This is a genomic window from Priestia koreensis, from assembly GCF_022646885.1.
Taxonomy (GTDB): domain Bacteria; phylum Bacillota; class Bacilli; order Bacillales; family Bacillaceae_H; genus Bacillus_AG; species Bacillus_AG koreensis_A.
Map to the genome: position 1 here is coordinate 507,912 of NZ_CP061868.1, position 17,560 is coordinate 525,471.

The following is a 17,560-nucleotide window of genomic DNA, read 5'->3' on the forward strand; positions in this document are numbered from 1 at the left end:
TCCTATTCTAAATAGCTGCTTATAGTAGATCTTTCAGTGCTTCATCAATATTATTATATGCAAAATTGTAATGATGTTCACCCAACTTTTGCGGAATTACTTTTTGTCCTTCGAGCACCATCAAACTCATATCTCCTAGAACGATTTTGAGTGCAAAAGAGGGTGCTGGAAGCCAATGAGGACGGTGAATGGCCTGTGAAATTGCTTTGCCCATTTCTTTCATCCGAATCGGATGCGGTGTCGTCACGTTTAACGGTCCTTCAATGTCTTCGTGTTCGATTGCAAATGCAAGAATATGAACGAGATCCTGGATGTGAATCCACGAAACCCATTGCTTTCCTGAACCTAATGTGCCCCCTGCAAATAGTTTGTACGGAAGCACCATAGTTGGAAGTGCTCCTTTATTGCGATCAAGCACAATACCAAATCTAGCAAGAACGGTTCGAATGCCAATGTTCTCAGCCTGCATAGCGGCTTGTTCCCAGGCTTTTACCGTTTGTGCTAAAAAGTCATCCCCACTTGACGCAGAGTAATCGGTAAACGTATCCGTAAGAGACGTACCGTAATAGCCAACAGCGCTCGCATTAATATAAACAGAAGGCTTTTGGTTAAGAGCACCCAAAATACGCACAATTTCAGTCGTTGTTTCTAAACGGCTGCTTAAAATTGCTTTCTTTCGCTCCTCAGTCCAACGACCGCTGTTCAGTGAAACTCCTGCGAGATTAATCACGGCATCTGCGCCCTCTACTTCATGCTCTGGATAGCTGTCTGTTTTCATCCACTCAATATAAGAGAGATTTGGATCGTGCTTTGGTTTGTTGGCATTTCGCGTTAAAATTGCCACCGTGTGACCTTGCTGTAAAAAGTGTTTAGTGAGGGCAGAGCCTACCAGTCCTGTGCCTCCTGCAATAACAATCTTCATATAGAAACATCCTTTCTTTGCTATCTCATAGTATTATCTTGTATTTACACGGGTATATCATTCATTAAACCATTCGTGTTTTCAAAGCCAGTTCTACAGCATCTTCTTTCTAGCATAGACGCTTTGATTTAATGAGTGGGACGAATCTATAGTATAATTTTAAAGGATCATCATTTTTTCTAAAGGAGGGGATGTTAAGATGCCAAAAATCACAAAGATTACGACACAAAAAAACAACAGTGAACGATACAATGTGTACATTGATCAGGGAAAAGGCGAAGAATTTGGCTTTGGTGTAGATGAGTACGTATTAGCCAAATTTCAGCTTCGCAAAGGACAAGAACTATCAAGTACAGAACTAACAACCATTCTCCATGAAGATACGATTAAGAAGTCATATAACATGAGTCTTGCATTTTTAGCTCACCGAATGAGGTCTACAAAAGAAGTGTATACGTATCTGATCAAAAAAGAACTAGAACCAGAAGTTGCAAATGCAGTTATCGCGATGCTAAATGAACGTAAGTACCTAAACGATTTGGAGTTTGCTAAAGCATACGTCAATACGCAGGTGAATACAACAATCAAAGGCCCAAACCTCATTCGCCAAGAATTAATTGAAAAAGGAATATCGGAAGCGGATATTTCAACGAGCCTGCAATCGTTTGACAGTGAGCAACAGCTTGAAGCAGCGGGAAAATATGCGACAAAATTAGATCAAAAGTATAAAAAGCTTGCTCCGATGATGAAAAAGCAAAAAATTCAGCTTGCCCTAACTCAAAAAGGCTATGCTCATCCTTTAATCAATCGTTTGTTTGAAACGTTTGAACTTACAGATGATGAAGATCAACAGCTAGAGGCCATTCGTTATCAAGGAATGAAAGCACACAGAAGATACCAAAAGTATGAAGGTTGGGAATATGAAAGTAAAATGAAACAAAGCCTGTACCGAAAAGGTTTCTCTATGGATCAAATTCAAGCTTTTCTCGAAGCTTTAAAAGAAGAAGAATAAATAAAGCACGGCATCGTCCGCGCTTTATTTTTTATGATTCAATGACAATCTCTAATTCCTTTTGTCTGTTGTAGATTTCCTCTGCAACAATCGCAGGATCTTTCAGGCGACTGCGGTCTTTAATATGATCCGTTTCGTCCCAAAATGGTGTGGCCATCCCTCCCATATATGCCCCGCTAATGTGGAGAGCAGAACCTTCGTATTCCTTTTGCAGACTTTCTGTAAAGCCTCTTACAGCAAATTTACTCGCTACATAAACAGATTCGTTTACTTTCCCGCGTAGCCCTGCCGTAGAAATAATGTTCAGGATCGTCGCTTCCGGACGTGTAAGTAAGTGGGGGATGAGCTCCTGGCACATAAAAATCGTCCCTTTTACATTCGTATCAATCATTTCATTAATATTATGTTCGGACAGATCAATGAAAGGTCCAAAGTATCCCACGCCTGCGTTATTCACGAGGACGTCAATCGATGTAATACTGATTACCTCTGAAATAGCTTGTTTAATACTTGCGAAATTTTTAACATCCATTTCGATGGTATGAACGCTTTTGGTAAAATGCAGAAGTTCTTCTTTTACGGCCGCTAATTTTGTCCCATCACGACCTGTAATTACGACATTATACTGATTCTTCGCATATAAAAGAGCTAATTCCTTTCCCAAACCAGTTCCTCCACCAGTAATAAGTACAGTAGGCACATTGATCACTCATTTCTATTTAATATGTAAGGTAAAACGATTACAAAAGTCTCTTTCATTATAATCGAACTTTCTTTTGTTTCAAGGAAGACTAGATTATACTTAAAACTAAGCAAAGGGGGATTTTTACGTGCAAGAGAAACGATATAGCGAAATGACAGATCATGAATTACAACAAGAAATCGCAGTGCTAAACGAAAAAGCAAAAAAAGCCGAACAGCTTGGTATGGTGAACGAATTTGCCGTTTTAGAGCGTAAAATGACGATGGCAAAAGCCTATTTACTAGACCCAGAACAATTTCATCCTGGAAACGTCTATGAAATTGAGGGAGCGCCAGGTCATTACTTTAAAGTAGAATACTTAAACGGAGTATTTGCTTGGGGCTTTCGAGTGGGCGGGGAGCTGGCTGAAGAAGCTTTGCCTATTTCCATGCTGAAAAAATAAGTAAGAAAAGCCGCTTCCACAGAGGAAACGGCTTTTTATTAGGCATCAGTACGTTGATTTGAAGCACGCATTCTTTCTTGAGGATGCGTGTTAATCGTTCCATCTGCACGCTTAGAAGCAAATTCAGCTTTTGCACGCGGTTCGCCTTCAAGTTTATTATTCGTTGGATGAATATCTTCTGTGGACTTATTACGCATTGTCACCCACTCCTTTTAAATAAAAAAGCTGTTCACTGATGTGACAACTTACTTTGTGCTATAGTACATACAGAAGCTATGCTGTATGTTAATCATAGTATAGGCTAAAATAAGAGTCCTATGTAAAAGGGTCTCATCATTTAAGTGGAAAGAGAGGGAATAAGTATGGAGGATATTTTTGAGAGGTTAACGAACCAGCTTTTAAGCAAAAATGAATCATTGTCCTATGAGAAAGGGCGTACGTGGGTAGAAATGCTTTGGGGGGACTTTGAAGCAACTTACGCAAAAGCAGGCTATGAATATAAAGGAAGCGAGCTTACTGAAAAAATTGTGACGCAATGGATCCAACAATATGGAGACAAGCTTCATGAAATTCAAACTCGAAATCCAAAATTCAAAAAGCTTCTTGAAGCGGACGATCAGGAGAAGAAACATTAAAGGCGATGAATTCATCATCGCCTTTAATTTGGTAAATATTCTAACTTTTTTCGTAGCTTTTTCTCGCTGAAGATCCATCCTGTATATGAACAAATAATATTTAATTGGTAGTCGAGCTGAACGACCGCTACGAAAGGGTAGTAGCCCTTACTTCTGTAACGGAGGTCAATAAAACGAACTTCAATATGATCGTTGTATTCTTCAACTTCCCATCTGTGAACGGGTGAGAAAGATAAGAAGGCGGACAAATTTTCGTCTACTTTGGCAGCTTCAATAACATCTGTTTTCGGAATTGGAATTTTTTCGAACTCATCGTAAATCACAATTTCATCTTTAAATGCTCTTCCAACATAAAAACGTTCATCTGTTGTAATGGCTAAGTGCCACTGATTGAACCGAAGTGTTGGAGAAATCAGCATTTTAGTGACATTCGGAATTTTTTTGTGAATCGCTTGTTTAACTTGGTGTTGAAGATAAAAACGAATCAGATAGTATCCCAATAATACGATATAAACCCCGATAAATGTGTAAGCAGGATTAGCACCAAGCCCCCAAATTAAAATACCTACTAGATGAGCCACGAAAATGAATGGATCAAATGTGTTAATGACTCCTAGAGCCACCCATTTTTTCGTAAACGGTCGCAGCGCCTGTGTTCCGTATGCGTTAAAGACATCCACGAATACATGGAGAATAACAGACGTGAAGATCCAAGCCCATAGATGTACTAAATTAATATGAGGAAAAATGGCCGACAAAATGAGTAAAATGGGCAATGGCCACAAACAAACGGCTGGAATGGAATGGGTAATCCCACGGTGATTTCGAATATATTTAGCATTATTTTTTAATTTTAAAATCGTATCCAAATCAGGAGCTAACGAACCGGCAATTACTCCAGTCATAACAGCCTGAGCAAGATGGCCATCAGAAGCCACTGTTGGATCTAACGTAGCGAGTCCACCTAATGCGATCCCCATGACAATATGAGTACCTGTATCCAAGGTGTGAACCTCCTTTGAACTTGTATAAAAAAGGAATTTATTCAAACATGCGTTTGCATAAAAAACATGATATCCTTATTACTTGAAACCTATGCAGTAGCTTATCATGGTTTCTCATGATGATATCGAAAACAAATTAGAAAGTAAAGTAATTATATTGCCTATATCTATAGTAATACCTCGGAGGGTAGAACGTGAAACAAAGTGAAGAATTAATTAAAGGTTTTGACGCAGAACAGTTTCAACATGATCTTATATCCTGGTTTGAACGAGAGCAACGTATTCTTCCTTGGCGAGAAGATCAGGACCCATATAAAGTGTGGGTATCTGAAATTATGCTCCAGCAAACACGAGTTGATACAGTCATTCCTTATTTTCATAATTTTATTAGTAAATTTCCGACCATCAAGCATTTAGCAGAAGCGGATGAAGAAGATGTACTGAAAGCCTGGGAGGGTCTCGGTTATTATTCCCGCGCACGAAATCTACAAACAGCCGTTAAAGAAGTGCAAGAAACGTATGGCGGAATTGTTCCTAACACACCACAAGAAATTTCAAAGCTAAAAGGTGTTGGTCCTTATACAACGGGCGCTATTTTAAGTATTGCTTACGGCGTTCCAGAGCCAGCCGTCGATGGAAACGTGATGCGTGTTTTCTCACGTCTGTTGTCCATTTGGGATGATATCGCCAAACCGAAGACAAGAAAATTGTTTGAAGATGTGATTCGTCTTGTAATTTCAAATGAGAACCCATCCTTCTTTAATCAAGGATTAATGGAGCTAGGAGCGCTTATTTGCACACCAACGTCACCGTCATGCTTATTATGTCCTGTAAGGGAGCATTGTCGAGCATTTGATGAGGGAGTACAGGATGAGCTCCCTGTGAAAACGAAGAAAAAAGCAAATCGCATTCTTCATTTAGCAGCAGTCGTTTTAACGGATGAACAAAATCGTGTGCTCATCCATAAACGACCTGAGAAAGGTCTTTTAGCTAATCTATGGGAATTCCCAAATGCTGAGATTGATACCGAAATGAACTTAGATCAAGAACGTCTGCAAATGTATGTAAAAGAAGCGTACGGAGCAGAAGTAACAATTGGTGATTCCTTCGCTACCATTCAGCATATCTTCTCTCATCTGACGTGGAAGATCAACGTGTATGAAGGAAAGATAATTGGTAGCGTTCAAGAAGATGACAAGCTCAAATTGGTAACGTTTGAAGAATTAGAGAAATATGCTCTTCCCGTATCGCATCAAAACATTCTAAAGGCATATCGTTCATACGAATAGAAAGAGTCGCCTTAATGCGACTCCTTTTCTTTTAATCATAAGCAATGTGAGTGCCATGCGTATAATCAGCTTCATTACGCTTTAGGCCACCGCGTGCCTCAATTTCTTTTATGATGCTGCTATGAATGGATTGGCCTTCAGTATTAAGATAAGGCATCATTTGTTGTAAAGAATGATGAAAATAAGCCAGTTCACTGTCTTTCCAATCTGTTTTAGCCATCATGGTTAGTTCAGACATATCTCGTCCTACGTACATGTGGTTACCTCCTTTGAATCTTCATTGAGGGACTCGTCTATAATGGTGAGAGCAGTTTATTTTTTGAAGAAATGTTGAGCTCTATACAGGTAAGTATGTACAATAAGCAAGAAGACAACTTTAGATCGTTACGGTTATTGAAGTTATACATATTGTTAGGAGATGAAAAAATGACGAACAAAGTCGCATTAGTTACAGGAAGTAGTAGAGGAATCGGAAAAGAAATTGCATTACGCTTAGCAAAAGAAGGATATGACATTGTCATCAATTACGCGCGAAGCAAAACAGCTGCTCTAGAAGTAGCGACTGAGATTGAAAGCTATGGTAGAAAAGCACTTGTTGTAAAAGCAAACGTAGGAAAAGTTGATAAAATCAAAGAACTTTTCACAAAAATTGATGAAGAGTTTGGTCGTTTGGACGTATTTGTCAGCAATGCGGCTTCAGGCGTATTACGACCTGTAATGGAGCTTGAAGAATCACATTGGGACTGGACAATGGATATCAACAGCAAAGGCTATTTATTTGCAGCTCAAGAGGCAGCGAAGCGTATGGACAAAAACGGTGGCGGACAAATTGTCACGATTAGCTCACTTGGTTCAATCCGCTACCTAGAAAACTATACAACGGTTGGGGTATCAAAAGCAGCGGTAGAAGCGCTAACGCGTTATTTAGCGATTGAGCTAGCTCCTAAAAATATTCGCGTTAATGCCGTTTCGGGTGGAGCGGTTGATACAGATGCATTAAAGCATTTCCCTAATCGCGAAGATTTATTATCAGATGCGAAGTCACAAACCCCAACAGGACGAATTGTGGAACCGAAAGATATGGCGGATGCTGTGTTATTTTTAATTTCTGAACAAGCTTCTATGATCTGTGGACAAACAATTATTGTCGATGGTGGTCGTTCACTGCTCATGTAATTCGTAAAAAAGTTTGTATAGAGTCATCCTCTGCGGGACAAATTAATTTTCGTGGAGGTGATTACAATGACAAACAAAAACAACAAAACACAATCTGGTACAAACGTACAACACGTGAAACAACAAAACGCTCAAGCTGCTGGTAAATACGGTACTGAGTTCGCTAGCGAAACTAGCGCTCAACACGTAAAACAAGCAAACGCTCAAGCTGAAGCTGGTAAAAACCAAAAATCTGGTAAATACCAAGGCTAATTTCAACTATGATGGCAGGTAATTAACGTTTATCTGCTTTATCTGTAAAAACGCTCTGTATTAATAGGAAGGCTGTGAAGTCTCCGAAAGATACAGGGCGTTTTTTTATAAAACGACAAAACTTGTCTAAAGTCTACATATGTTGTCAAAGGAATGTTTTTTTTAGCAGAGAATTGATAGAGAGATCATGTTTAAAGGGAGGACTAAGAAATTGTCACAACTATTTGATCAGTTAGTATCACAACAGTTAGAGACAATGGATCAATTGCTATTTTTGCAATCGGAGTTAGAAAGATGCCAAAGAATTGAACAAGAATTACAAGACCTGTATGGGCAGTCAGCTCTCGAATCCATTCAGCATGAAATTTCCGGAATGAAAAAGCAACTCAAGGAAATTCAAGAGGTATTTCAACAGCAAACAGAGCAGATCATTCAATCCTATGAACAAGAACGGAATCAAAATGTTTCTTCAACACCGTCATTTTGAAAAAAGATTTAATGAATCAAATATTTTTAAAAATCCATAAAATAGGCATGATAACAAGGAATAGATGAGATAGGTCAATTCAAAAGAGAGGATTTTCCTCCTGAGAATTGACCTATTTGGTTTTAAAATGCTGATGTAATCGTTATAATAATATCTAATAGGCAAAGACGTGCAGTAAAATAGTGGGAAAAATCTTCATAAGGAAGTGTAAAATGAAAGTAGGGGAGTAAAAGTGGGCATTCCGATGTCAGGAGAAACAATACAAATACATAGTTATAAACACAATGGACATATCCATCGAATATGGAATGCTACAACGATATTGAAGGCCACACAAAATTTAGTGATCGGAGCCAATGATCGTACGCTCGTAACAGAGTCTGACGGAAGAACGTGGGTTACGAGAGAGCCGGCAATTTGTTATTTTCATTCTAAATACTGGTTTAATGTAATCGGTATGATTCGGGAAGATGGCATTTATTATTACTGTAATATTAGTTCACCGTTCGTGTATGATGAAGCACTGAAATACATTGACTACGATTTAGATATTAAAGTATTTCCAGACATGACATATGTTGTATTAGACGAAGATGAGTACGAAAAACATCGAAAACAAATGCATTATCCAGAAGTTATTGACCACATTCTACACAGCCACGTTGAAAAATTAAAAAGCTGGATTCGTCAGCGAAAAGGACCATTTGCGCCAGATTTTATTGATATATGGTACGAGCGTTTTTTAATGCATCGTAATTAAGGAACCTGTTGCACCATGTACAACAGGTTCTTGATTTTTGGAACGAGAGGGCGATTTTTCTGAGCAGTATTCGCAGATATTTAACATTTGTAAGGCCATATAGATGGCAAATCTTTGGGACGATTCTAATCGGTCTATTAAAGTTTGGTATTCCGCTTCTTGTTCCTCTTCTATTGAAGTATGTCATTGATGACATTATTGGAGGCAATCTATCAAACGCTGAGAAACTACATCAGCTCTATTGGATTATGGGTGGGACATTCATTATATTTGCCGTTTTACGTCCCCCTATTGAATACTTCCGTCAGTATTATGCACAGTGGGTATCGAGTAAAGTGCTGTATGATATTCGCAGCAAACTGTTTGATCATTTACAGCGATTAAGCTTACGTTTTTACTCAAACACTCGTGCAGGAGAAGTGATCTCACGTATTATTAACGATGTTGAACAAACAAAAACGTTCGTAGTGACAGGACTCATGAATGTCTGGCTCGATACGATGACCATTATCATCTCGATTGTGATCATGTTCACGATGGACGTTCCGCTTACGATTGTTTCGATTATCTTATTTCCTGTCTATGCGTTCTCTGTTAAATACTTCTATGCACGTTTGCGAGATTTAACACGCAAAAGATCTCAAGCCTTAGCTGAAGTACAAGGGCATTTGCATGAACGTGTGCAAGGTATTTCTGTCATTCGAAGCTTTGCAATTGAAGAGCATGAGCAAAAGCGATTTGACAAGCAAAACAATAACTTCCTAACAAAAGCCCTCAATCATACGAGCTGGAACGCTAAAACGTTTGCGGTTGTAAATACCGTTACCGATTTAGCACCGCTTCTTGTTATCGGATATGCGGCTTATGAAGTTATTAATGGACAGATGAAAATCGGAACTATGGTAGCGTTTGTGACTTATATCGATCGTCTGTACAATCCACTGCGTCGCTTAGTCAATTCTTCTACCACGCTTACGCAATCGTTGGCATCGATGGACCGTGTATTTGAATTATTGGACGAGCCTTATGATATCGTTGATAAAAAGGATGCCGTGGAGTGTCAGCAAGTGAAGGGAAGAGTCACTTTTGATGAGGTGACGTTTGCTTATAACGATGACGAACCATCAGTGCTACACGACGTGAATCTAGACGTCCAAGCTGGTCAATCCATTGCCTTTGTGGGAATGAGCGGTGGAGGGAAATCAACACTAATTAGCTTGATTCCACGTTTTTACGACGTCACGTCAGGTCGTATTTTGTTAGATGGAATAGATATCCGTGAATATAAAGCACGTAGTCTTCGAGATAAGATTGGAATGGTTCTTCAAGATTCTCTTTTATTCAGTGAAACGGTCAGGGAAAATATTTTGCTAGGAAAGCCTGATGCAACTGAGGAAGAAGTATATGAAGCAGCTCGTGCAGCTAACGCTCATGATTTCATCCTAGGGCTACCAGAAGGATATGACACGAAAGTCGGAGAACGAGGAGTGAAGCTATCTGGTGGTCAGAAGCAGCGCATTGCGATCGCCAGGGTGTTTTTGAAAAACCCACCAATTCTTGTGTTTGATGAAGCAACGTCTGCGTTAGATTTGGAAAGCGAGCATTTAATTCAAGAGGCGCTTGAACATCTAGCAAAAGATCGAACAACTTTTATCGTAGCGCATCGCTTATCTACGATTACCCACGTTGATAAAATCGTTCTTTTAGAGCATGGGAAAATTGTAGAAACGGGCACTCATGAAGAATTAATGAATAAAAAAGGTCACTATTATGACTTGTTTAACGTCCAACAGTTAGACGTTATGTAAAAAGGTTCCGAGAGGAGCCTTTTTATTTTTTTGGATTGAATAGTCGAATAATGTAAAAAAATCCTCTTTTCTTTTAGAACTAACCACTGTATAATCTTAAAATAAACAATATTCTAAAAATTAAAACATTAGGGAGGTACAACAATGCCTCAAAAGGCCGTGCTTCAAGTTAATAACCTCAAAACTTCCTTTTTCACCGAAGACGGAGAAGTTCCAGCAGTAGATGGAATTAGTTTTACGATTCATGAAGGCGAGATTTTAGGAATTGTAGGCGAATCAGGATGTGGGAAAAGCGTTACCTCGCTCTCAATTATGAAGTTGATTCCTTCACCTCCAGGGAAAATTGTCGAAGGAGAAATTTATTTTAATGAGCAAAATCTCGTCCCCGCCTCAGAAGAGAAAATGAGGCAAATACGCGGAAATGAGATGGCAATGATTTTTCAGGAGCCTATGACCTCGTTAAATCCGCTTTTCACAATTGGCAATCAGCTAACGGAGCCTTTACGAATACATAAGAAATTAACGAAGAAACAAGCGAAAGAACATATCATCAATGTGTTAAAACTTGTTGGACTACCACGTGCAGAAGAACTCATCAATGAATATCCTCACCAGCTATCTGGCGGTATGAGACAACGTGTCATGATTGCAATGGCGTTACTTTGTGACCCCAAATTGTTAATAGCAGATGAACCTACTACCGCTTTAGACGTAACAATTCAAGCACAAATTCTACAGTTAATGAAAAGCTTAAATAAAAAATTAAATACGGCCGTTATGCTCATTACCCACGATTTAGGTGTAGTCGCAGAAGTATGTGACCGCATTGTAGTTATGTATGGTGGGCAAATAGTTGAAGAAGCAGACGTAAAGACCATCTTCAAAAATGCAAAACACCCTTATACGATGGGACTTATTAAATCGATACCCGATAAACGCTTTAAAAAGGATCGTTTATACTCTATCCCTGGAAACGTGCCAAAACCTGGATCAGTTCGAACAGGATGCCGATTTGCTGCACGCTGTGAATTTGCGTTTGAACGCTGCACAAAAGAAGATCCTTATCTCTACGGGGTGAGTGCAGAAGGTGAAAAACCCCATTATGCACGCTGCTTTTTACATGAAACAGAGGGGGTAAAAAAAGGTGACACAGCCGTTACTTCAAGTTAAAGGATTGAAAAAACACTTTCCCATTACGGGTGGGATACTCGGAAAGAAAACGGGAGATGTCAAAGCGGTTGACGGTGTGAGCTTTGAAGTGAAAAAAGGAGAGACGCTAGGAATTGTGGGTGAAAGTGGATGTGGTAAATCCACAACGGGTAAGCTTCTCCTTAGACTCCTTGATCCGACAGAGGGACAAGTCATTTTTGAAAACCAAGAGCTTACGGCATTAAAGAATAGTGACGTTCGAAAGGTTCGAAAGGAAATGCAAATGATCTTCCAAGATCCATTTGCTTCACTGAACCCTCGACATAATGTCGAGAAGATCTTAGAAGAACCGCTCATCGTACATGGAATTGGATCGAAGGCAGAGCGAAGAAAAATGGTGCATGAAATGCTTGAAGTTGTAGGATTAAGCGCTTATCACGCAAAACGCTATCCTCATCAATTTAGCGGTGGGCAGCGTCAGCGTATTGGGATTGCACGAGCATTAATGACGAGACCAAAGCTGATTATTGCAGATGAACCTGTATCAGCCCTAGATGTATCCATTCAATCGCAGGTATTGAATTTACTAGAAGACTTACAAAATGAATTTCAATTAACCTATGTTTTTATCTCTCATGACCTAGGAGTTGTGCGGCATATCAGTGATCGTGTTGGCGTTATGTATTTAGGGAATATGGTTGAACTTGCTAATAGTGAAGACATTTATAGTAGACCATTACATCCTTATACCGAAGCACTATTGTCAGCCGTTCCGGTTCCAGACCCTGAATTCCAGCGTGAGCAGATCGTTTTACAAGGAGATATTCCTAGTCCGTCCAACCCGCCAACGGGATGTGCATTTCATACTCGTTGTGGAAAATGTATGGATGTATGTCGAACGACAAGACCGGAATTTAAAGAGATTGAATCCGGCCATTTTGTAGCTTGTCATCTGTATGAATAAATTTCTAGGAAACGTATAGATATTTATAGGTAGGACTATTTTACTCTGTGAATACTGGTTTTTTCAGGTTAATCACCTGTTAAAAAAATAGATAAAATCAAAGGGGGATTTTAAGTGAAAAAGTGGTATACCGTACTTTTAACAATGGTATTAGCCCTTTCAATTGTACTAGCTGGGTGTGGAAAATCTAGTACAAGTGGTAAAGGTGGCGGCGACAGTAGCAGCGGTGATAAACAAACCACGCTTGTGTATGGACGCGGTGGGGATTCTGTTTCCCTTGACCCAGCTACAGCAACAGACGGTGAGTCATTTAAAGTAACGGAAAATATTTTTGATACATTGATTGATTTTAAAGAAAGCAGCACGGATTTAACACCAGGTTTAGCAACTGAGTGGAGTACTTCTGACGATGGTTTAGTACAAACATTAAAGCTTCGTGAAGGAATCAAATTCCAAGATGGAAGCGACTTTAACGCAGAAGCAGTTGTATTTAACTTTAATCGCTGGAAAGCAGGAAACAAAGAGCAATTCTACTATTATAACTCACAGTTCGGTGATGTTATTGAGAGTGTAACAGCAAAGGATGCAACTACAGTTGAATTTAAATTAAAACATCCGCTTGCGCCATTCTTTAAAAACCTTGGCATGGGTGCATTCGCCATTTCTTCTCCAGAAGCGATTAAAAAATATGGCGACAAATACATGAAAAATCCAGTAGGTACAGGTCCATACAAGTTTGTTGAATGGAAAGAAAACGATCGTATTACAATTGAAAAGAACAAAGACTATTGGGTAAAAGATGAGCCAAAATTAGAGAAAGTTATTTTTACCGTTATTCCTGAAAACTCTGCGCGACTAAATGCGTTAAAAACAGGAGAAGTGGATTTAATTGATGGAGTGAACTACAGTGATGTTCCGTCTGTGAAGAGTGATTCTAACCTTCAAGTTATTACACGTCCTTCACTAAACGTAGCTTACCTTGGTTTAACAAGCACAAGAGGACCTTTGAAAGATAAAAAAGTACGTCAAGCATTGAACTATGCAGTAAACAAAAAAGAGCTTATTGAAGGTTTCTATGCAGGAGAAGCAAAACCAGCAGTAAACCCAATGCCTCCAGTAGTAGAAGGCTATAATGATGAATTAAAAGATTACGATTTTGATTTAGATAAGGCGAAGAAGCTTCTTGCAGAAGCTGGCTACAAAGATGGTTTTAGCATTGAACTTTGGGCAATGCCTGTAGCGCGACCATATATGCCAGATGGACAAAAGATTGCGGAAGCACTTCAAGCAAACTTCGAAAAGATTGGTGTAAAAGCAAAAATCGTTACGTATGAGTGGGCAACATACCTTGAAAAAGCACGTAAAGGGGAAGCAGATACGTTCTTATTAGGATGGACTGGTGATAACGGTGATGCTGATAACTTCTTATATGTACTTCTTGACCAAGATTCAATCGGAAGCAACAACTATACGTACTATAAAAATCCAAAAGTGCATGATTTATTAATTCAAGCACAAACAGAGGTAGATCAAGCAAAACGTAATGAGCTTTACAAGCAGGCTCAAGCAATTATTAAAGATGATGCACCGTGGATTCCACTTGTATACTCAAACCCAGCTCTTGCTGCAAAAGCGAATTTAGAAGGATTCCATCCACATCCAACTGGATCTGATAAGTTCCTAGGCGTTTATTTTAAGTAATCGGTCATAAATAGTTAAATGAAAATCGCCCAATTCACCTCTCCGTGATGGTAAGGAGGAAGAGGGCGATTTCATTTGAACATTCATACATAGCTATTTTGGACAAGCATTCCACCATAAAGGAAGTGAGAAAATGTTCTCATATATTACACGACGAGTATTAATGTTAATTCCTGTTCTATTGGGCCTTTCTCTAGTGGTATTTTTTATGATCCGTGCCATACCTGGAGATCCGGCTCAGGTGATATTAGGTCAGCTAGCTACGAAAGAATCGATTGCGAACTTAACGAAGCAGCTTGGATTAGATCAGCCTTGGTATATCCAATATTTTCACTATCTAGGGGATCTATTCACAGGAAATCTAGGCGATTCACTGCGTACAAAATCACCGATTAGCGAAGAGATTTGGCCATATTTAGCCGCAACAATTGAATTATCGCTAGTTGCGATCATCATTGCCATTGTGATTGGTGTAAATGCCGGCATTATTAGTGCATGGTTCCAAAATTCCTGGTTTGACTATGTAGCAATGCTTCTTGCCTTAATTGGCGTGTCCATTCCTATTTTCTGGCTTGGGCTTATGGAGCAGTGGGCATTTGCCATTAATCTTGACTGGCTTCCAACGATGGGCCGGGAGGATGTAAGGGCGCCTATAGAGGCCATCACACATCTTTATATTATAGATACATTAATACAGGGGCGCTTTGATCAATTCTGGACCGTCATTCAACATTTAATTTTACCAAGCCTTGCGCTTGCAACGATCCCAATGGCAATTATTGCCCGTATTACACGCTCAAGTATGCTTGAGGTCATGCGTTCAGATTTCATCCGAACAGCCCGTGCAAAAGGGTTGAAAATGTTTTGGGTTGTGTACAAACACTGTTTAAAAAATGCCGTCATTCCTATTATTACAATCATTGGATTACAGTTTGGCTTGTTACTAGGTGGTGCGATTTTAACGGAAACGATCTTCAGCTGGCCTGGAATTGGCCGCTATATTTACGAAGCAATCGGTTATCGTGACTATCCTGTTATTCAATCAGGAATTTTAATTATTGCTATTTTGTTCGTTTTGATCAATTTAATTGTCGATCTGTTATACGCAGTTGTTGATCCACGTATTAAATATAATTAGGAATGGAGAGGTGTTATTATGGCAGAACTAGCGAGAAAAGAAGCTTCCTTACCGCCTTCAGCACCACAGCAAGATGAGTCCATTTCTCCGTGGAAAGAAGCATGGAGGGGATTTCGTAAAAATAAACTAGCGGTCATTGGGACAGGTATCGTACTTTTCTTTATTATATTGGCACTTGCTGCACCTTGGATCGCACCACAGGGCTTCAATGAGCAGATGATCTCGAAAAAGCTTCAGCCCCCTTCAAGTGAGCACTGGTTTGGGACAGATGATTTTGGACGGGACATCCTTTCACGTGTCATATACGGAGCGAGAATTTCCTTATGGGTTGGCTTTGTAGCCGTTCTAGGATCTGTGATAGTAGGAAGCTTGCTTGGAATTTTAGCAGGGTACTATGGAAAATGGATTGATACAATCATTTCACGAGTTTTCGATATTATGCTTGCTTTCCCGAGTATTCTATTAGCAATTGGAATCGTAGCGGTATTAGGACCTTCCTTAGAAAATGCTTTGATTGCGATTGCGGTTATAAATATTCCAAATTTCGGGCGTCTTATTCGATCCAAAGTATTGAGTGTTAAACAGGAGGAGTACATTCTGTCAGCGAAAGCAATTGGGATGAAGGACAGCCGTATTCTTTTCCATCATATTTTGCCGAACAGCATGACGCCAATTATTGTACAGGGTACGCTAGCTATCGCAACGGCAATTATTGAAGCAGCTGCTCTTGGGTTTTTAGGGTTAGGTGCGAGAGCCCCAGAACCTGAGTGGGGGAAGATGCTAGCAGATTCTAAAACGTTTTTAGTACAAGCTCCTTGGACAATGGTTTTCCCCGGCATCGCCATTATGCTGACGGTTCTAGGGTTTAATCTCATGGGAGACGGATTACGAGATGCGCTAGACCCAAGAATGAAAAATTAAAAAAATCCTGGAGCATCGCTCCAGGATTTTTTCTATTCAAGTTCAGGTTCATCTTCAATTTGAAATTCATTAATGTCTTTGTGATAGCTATGGAAACTATCAATTAAGGTCTCTAAATGATCCAAATGGTCACTATATTCTAGAATAGCCGCTACAACAGGGAACAGGTGATAAACTGCTTTATTGTCGCTATCCTCTTCTTGTAATCGTTGTTGCATAAACGCATGAATAAGAGCGCGTCTGCCTGTGCAAGCCTCATCTGCAATGGGTTCAGTTTGCTGGACTTTAATTTTACCGATAAATTTGAGCATTAAGTGCTCGTGATATCCTAGTAAGCATTCTATTTCGCTTGTAATTAAGTCTTGCATGTTTTTAGGAAGATGCAAGATATCATTCTCTAAGCGGTGTAACAATTTTAAAATTTTATAGGAAGCATTTGTCGTAACAATCATTTGACGAAAGAGAACTAGCTTTCTTGATTTTACATACCTATTTTTCTTCGAATGCGTACGCTCTTCTTTGTAAAAATCAAAGAATTGATCCATGCGTTTGATTTGATCCTTGATTTTACTAATATCAGCTTTTAAAAGAGTGTATTCTGTTGCTTGGCGCATGCTAATACGAATCCATTTAATAATCTCTTCCGTTGTATAAACAATTTTATAGTAAAGCTTTGTTTCATACTTAGGTGGGAGAAAAATTAAGTTTACCGCAAAGGCTGAAAGTACACCGAGCAGAATAGTACTAAAACGTATAAGTGCAAATAGAACGAAGTGATCGCTCGTGCTCTCCATGATGGACAAGACCGTTACTAAGGCTAAACCAATGGTATTATTAATTTTAAGTTTTAAGTTGATACCAATAACAATAACAGCTGTTAGTCCAATAATGAAAGGATTATTACCAAAGATCAGTACAAAAACTACCGCTAATAACGCGCCAATTACGTTTCCTTGTACCTGTTCAAGCACGGTTAGGTAAGAGCGATAAATCGATGGTTGAATCGCAAATATCGCAGCAATTCCCGCAAAGATGGGAGAAGGGCTCCCTAGATACTTAGCTAGAACTAAAGCAAGCGTAATGGCAATTCCCGTTTTTAAAATGCGGGCTCCAAGTTTCATTTGATTCTTAAATTCCTTTCCGATAATAATTCTTTTCTTATTTATTATCCTTAATAAATTAAAGTAAACAATAACA

General features: G+C 39.3%; 20 protein-coding genes. 14 read left to right on the forward strand and 6 right to left on the reverse strand.

Translation table 11 applies throughout. The features are described from left to right. Positions 1-19 precede the first annotated feature (19 nt). Positions 20-922 carry a TIGR01777 family oxidoreductase gene (locus tag IE339_RS02545; protein WP_242173289.1) on the reverse strand — a complete coding sequence of 301 codons (903 nt, stop codon included), beginning with the start codon at positions 920-922 and terminating at the stop codon, positions 20-22. 199 nt (positions 923-1,121) lie between these two features. On the opposite strand from IE339_RS02545, the gene recX reads away from it, so the two are divergent. Next, a complete protein-coding gene (recX, locus tag IE339_RS02550; protein ID WP_242173290.1) occupies positions 1,122-1,934 on the forward strand; it encodes a recombination regulator RecX in 813 nt (270 codons plus the stop codon). 31 nt (positions 1,935-1,965) lie between these two features. Here recX and IE339_RS02555 read toward each other — a convergent pair whose 3' ends face one another. Beyond that, positions 1,966-2,634, reverse strand: a complete 669-nt coding sequence (locus tag IE339_RS02555) for an SDR family NAD(P)-dependent oxidoreductase (RefSeq protein ID WP_242173291.1) — start codon at positions 2,632-2,634, stop codon at positions 1,966-1,968. A 130-nt stretch (positions 2,635-2,764) separates the two neighbouring features. On the opposite strand from IE339_RS02555, the gene IE339_RS02560 reads away from it, so the two are divergent. Then, positions 2,765-3,079, forward strand: coding sequence for a YfhH family protein (locus tag IE339_RS02560; protein ID WP_242173292.1), 315 nt, complete (start codon positions 2,765-2,767; stop codon positions 3,077-3,079). A 38-nt stretch (positions 3,080-3,117) separates the two neighbouring features. On the opposite strand, the gene IE339_RS02565 is transcribed toward IE339_RS02560, so the two are convergent. After that, positions 3,118-3,276, reverse strand: coding sequence for a small, acid-soluble spore protein K (locus IE339_RS02565; RefSeq protein ID WP_053403041.1), 159 nt, complete (start codon positions 3,274-3,276; stop codon positions 3,118-3,120). 165 nt (positions 3,277-3,441) lie between these two features. Here IE339_RS02565 and IE339_RS02570 point away from each other — a divergent pair, with 165 nt between their 5' ends. Continuing rightward, a complete protein-coding gene (locus IE339_RS02570) occupies positions 3,442-3,714 on the forward strand; it encodes a YfhJ family protein (RefSeq protein ID WP_242173293.1) in 273 nt (90 codons plus the stop codon). Positions 3,715-3,737: 23 nt separating this feature from the next. Here the strand turns inward: IE339_RS02570 and IE339_RS02575 are convergent, their stop codons facing one another. Continuing rightward, positions 3,738-4,718 carry a metal-dependent hydrolase gene (locus IE339_RS02575; RefSeq protein ID WP_242173294.1) on the reverse strand — a complete coding sequence of 327 codons (981 nt, stop codon included), beginning with the start codon at positions 4,716-4,718 and terminating at the stop codon, positions 3,738-3,740. 194 nt (positions 4,719-4,912) lie between these two features. On the opposite strand from IE339_RS02575, the gene mutY reads away from it, so the two are divergent. Further along, on the forward strand, positions 4,913-6,007 hold the full coding sequence (gene mutY, locus IE339_RS02580) for an A/G-specific adenine glycosylase (protein WP_242173295.1): 1,095 nt from the start codon (positions 4,913-4,915) through the stop codon (positions 6,005-6,007). 31 nt (positions 6,008-6,038) lie between these two features. On the opposite strand, the gene IE339_RS02585 is transcribed toward mutY, so the two are convergent. Continuing rightward, positions 6,039-6,263, reverse strand: coding sequence for a hypothetical protein (locus IE339_RS02585; RefSeq protein WP_053403038.1), 225 nt, complete (start codon positions 6,261-6,263; stop codon positions 6,039-6,041). Between the two features lie 170 nt (positions 6,264-6,433). Between IE339_RS02585 and fabL the strand changes: the two genes are divergently transcribed. The 10 genes from fabL to IE339_RS02635 all read left to right on the forward strand — a co-directional run bounded on the left by fabL (position 6,434) and on the right by IE339_RS02635 (position 16,363). Beyond that, positions 6,434-7,183 carry an enoyl-[acyl-carrier-protein] reductase FabL gene (gene fabL, locus IE339_RS02590; RefSeq protein ID WP_242173296.1) on the forward strand — a complete coding sequence of 250 codons (750 nt, stop codon included), beginning with the start codon at positions 6,434-6,436 and terminating at the stop codon, positions 7,181-7,183. Between the two features lie 66 nt (positions 7,184-7,249). After that, the gene (locus IE339_RS02595) at positions 7,250-7,435 is read left to right on the forward strand and encodes a gamma-type small acid-soluble spore protein (RefSeq protein ID WP_242173298.1); all 186 of its coding nucleotides are present in this window, start codon (positions 7,250-7,252) and stop codon (positions 7,433-7,435) included. A 211-nt stretch (positions 7,436-7,646) separates the two neighbouring features. Further along, positions 7,647-7,922 (forward strand): YgaB family protein, encoded by a 276-nt coding sequence (locus IE339_RS02600; protein WP_277933936.1) that lies wholly within the window; start codon positions 7,647-7,649, stop codon positions 7,920-7,922. A 232-nt stretch (positions 7,923-8,154) separates the two neighbouring features. After that, positions 8,155-8,682, forward strand: coding sequence for a nucleoside tri-diphosphate phosphatase (ntdP, locus tag IE339_RS02605; RefSeq protein WP_242173301.1), 528 nt, complete (start codon positions 8,155-8,157; stop codon positions 8,680-8,682). 59 nt (positions 8,683-8,741) lie between these two features. Next, the gene (locus IE339_RS02610) at positions 8,742-10,490 is read left to right on the forward strand and encodes an ABC transporter ATP-binding protein (protein ID WP_242176089.1); all 1,749 of its coding nucleotides are present in this window, start codon (positions 8,742-8,744) and stop codon (positions 10,488-10,490) included. A 144-nt stretch (positions 10,491-10,634) separates the two neighbouring features. Beyond that, positions 10,635-11,660 carry an ABC transporter ATP-binding protein gene (locus tag IE339_RS02615; RefSeq protein ID WP_242173302.1) on the forward strand — a complete coding sequence of 342 codons (1,026 nt, stop codon included), beginning with the start codon at positions 10,635-10,637 and terminating at the stop codon, positions 11,658-11,660. Next, positions 11,635-12,603 carry an ABC transporter ATP-binding protein gene (locus tag IE339_RS02620; protein ID WP_242173305.1) on the forward strand — a complete coding sequence of 323 codons (969 nt, stop codon included), beginning with the start codon at positions 11,635-11,637 and terminating at the stop codon, positions 12,601-12,603. The genes IE339_RS02615 and IE339_RS02620 overlap by 26 nt, the downstream gene beginning before the upstream one ends. A 144-nt stretch (positions 12,604-12,747) precedes the next feature. Next, complete coding sequence (locus IE339_RS02625; RefSeq protein ID WP_053403230.1) at positions 12,748-14,304, forward strand: ABC transporter substrate-binding protein; 1,557 nt, start codon at positions 12,748-12,750, stop codon at positions 14,302-14,304. Positions 14,305-14,437: 133 nt separating this feature from the next. Beyond that, positions 14,438-15,442 (forward strand): ABC transporter permease, encoded by a 1,005-nt coding sequence (locus IE339_RS02630; RefSeq protein ID WP_053403032.1) that lies wholly within the window; start codon positions 14,438-14,440, stop codon positions 15,440-15,442. An 18-nt stretch (positions 15,443-15,460) separates the two neighbouring features. Continuing rightward, positions 15,461-16,363 carry an ABC transporter permease gene (locus tag IE339_RS02635; protein WP_242173307.1) on the forward strand — a complete coding sequence of 301 codons (903 nt, stop codon included), beginning with the start codon at positions 15,461-15,463 and terminating at the stop codon, positions 16,361-16,363. Positions 16,364-16,395: 32 nt separating this feature from the next. On the opposite strand, the gene IE339_RS02640 is transcribed toward IE339_RS02635, so the two are convergent. Then, positions 16,396-17,484, reverse strand: coding sequence for an FUSC family protein (locus tag IE339_RS02640; protein WP_242173309.1), 1,089 nt, complete (start codon positions 17,482-17,484; stop codon positions 16,396-16,398). Positions 17,485-17,560: the final 76 nt, after the last annotated feature.

Bases quoted from the DNA above. Each gene is read 5' to 3' on its own strand.
- IE339_RS02585 (WP_053403038.1), bottom strand. From the start codon at position 6,263: ATGTACGTAGGACGAGATATGTCTGAACTAACCATGATGGCTAAAACA.
- IE339_RS02545 (WP_242173289.1), bottom strand. From the start codon at position 922: ATGAAGATTGTTATTGCAGGAGGCACAGGACTGGTAGGCTCTGCCCTC.
- IE339_RS02635 (WP_242173307.1), top strand. From the start codon at position 15,461: ATGGCAGAACTAGCGAGAAAAGAAGCTTCCTTACCGCCTTCAGCACCA.
- fabL (WP_242173296.1), top strand. From the start codon at position 6,434: ATGACGAACAAAGTCGCATTAGTTACAGGAAGTAGTAGAGGAATCGGA.
- recX (WP_242173290.1), top strand. From the start codon at position 1,122: ATGCCAAAAATCACAAAGATTACGACACAAAAAAACAACAGTGAACGA.
- IE339_RS02565 (WP_053403041.1), bottom strand. From the start codon at position 3,276: ATGCGTAATAAGTCCACAGAAGATATTCATCCAACGAATAATAAACTT.
- IE339_RS02625 (WP_053403230.1), top strand. From the start codon at position 12,748: ATGGTATTAGCCCTTTCAATTGTACTAGCTGGGTGTGGAAAATCTAGT.
- IE339_RS02570 (WP_242173293.1), top strand. From the start codon at position 3,442: ATGGAGGATATTTTTGAGAGGTTAACGAACCAGCTTTTAAGCAAAAAT.
- IE339_RS02630 (WP_053403032.1), top strand. From the start codon at position 14,438: ATGTTCTCATATATTACACGACGAGTATTAATGTTAATTCCTGTTCTA.
- IE339_RS02640 (WP_242173309.1), bottom strand. From the start codon at position 17,484: ATGAAACTTGGAGCCCGCATTTTAAAAACGGGAATTGCCATTACGCTT.
- IE339_RS02615 (WP_242173302.1), top strand. From the start codon at position 10,635: ATGCCTCAAAAGGCCGTGCTTCAAGTTAATAACCTCAAAACTTCCTTT.
- IE339_RS02595 (WP_242173298.1), top strand. From the start codon at position 7,250: ATGACAAACAAAAACAACAAAACACAATCTGGTACAAACGTACAACAC.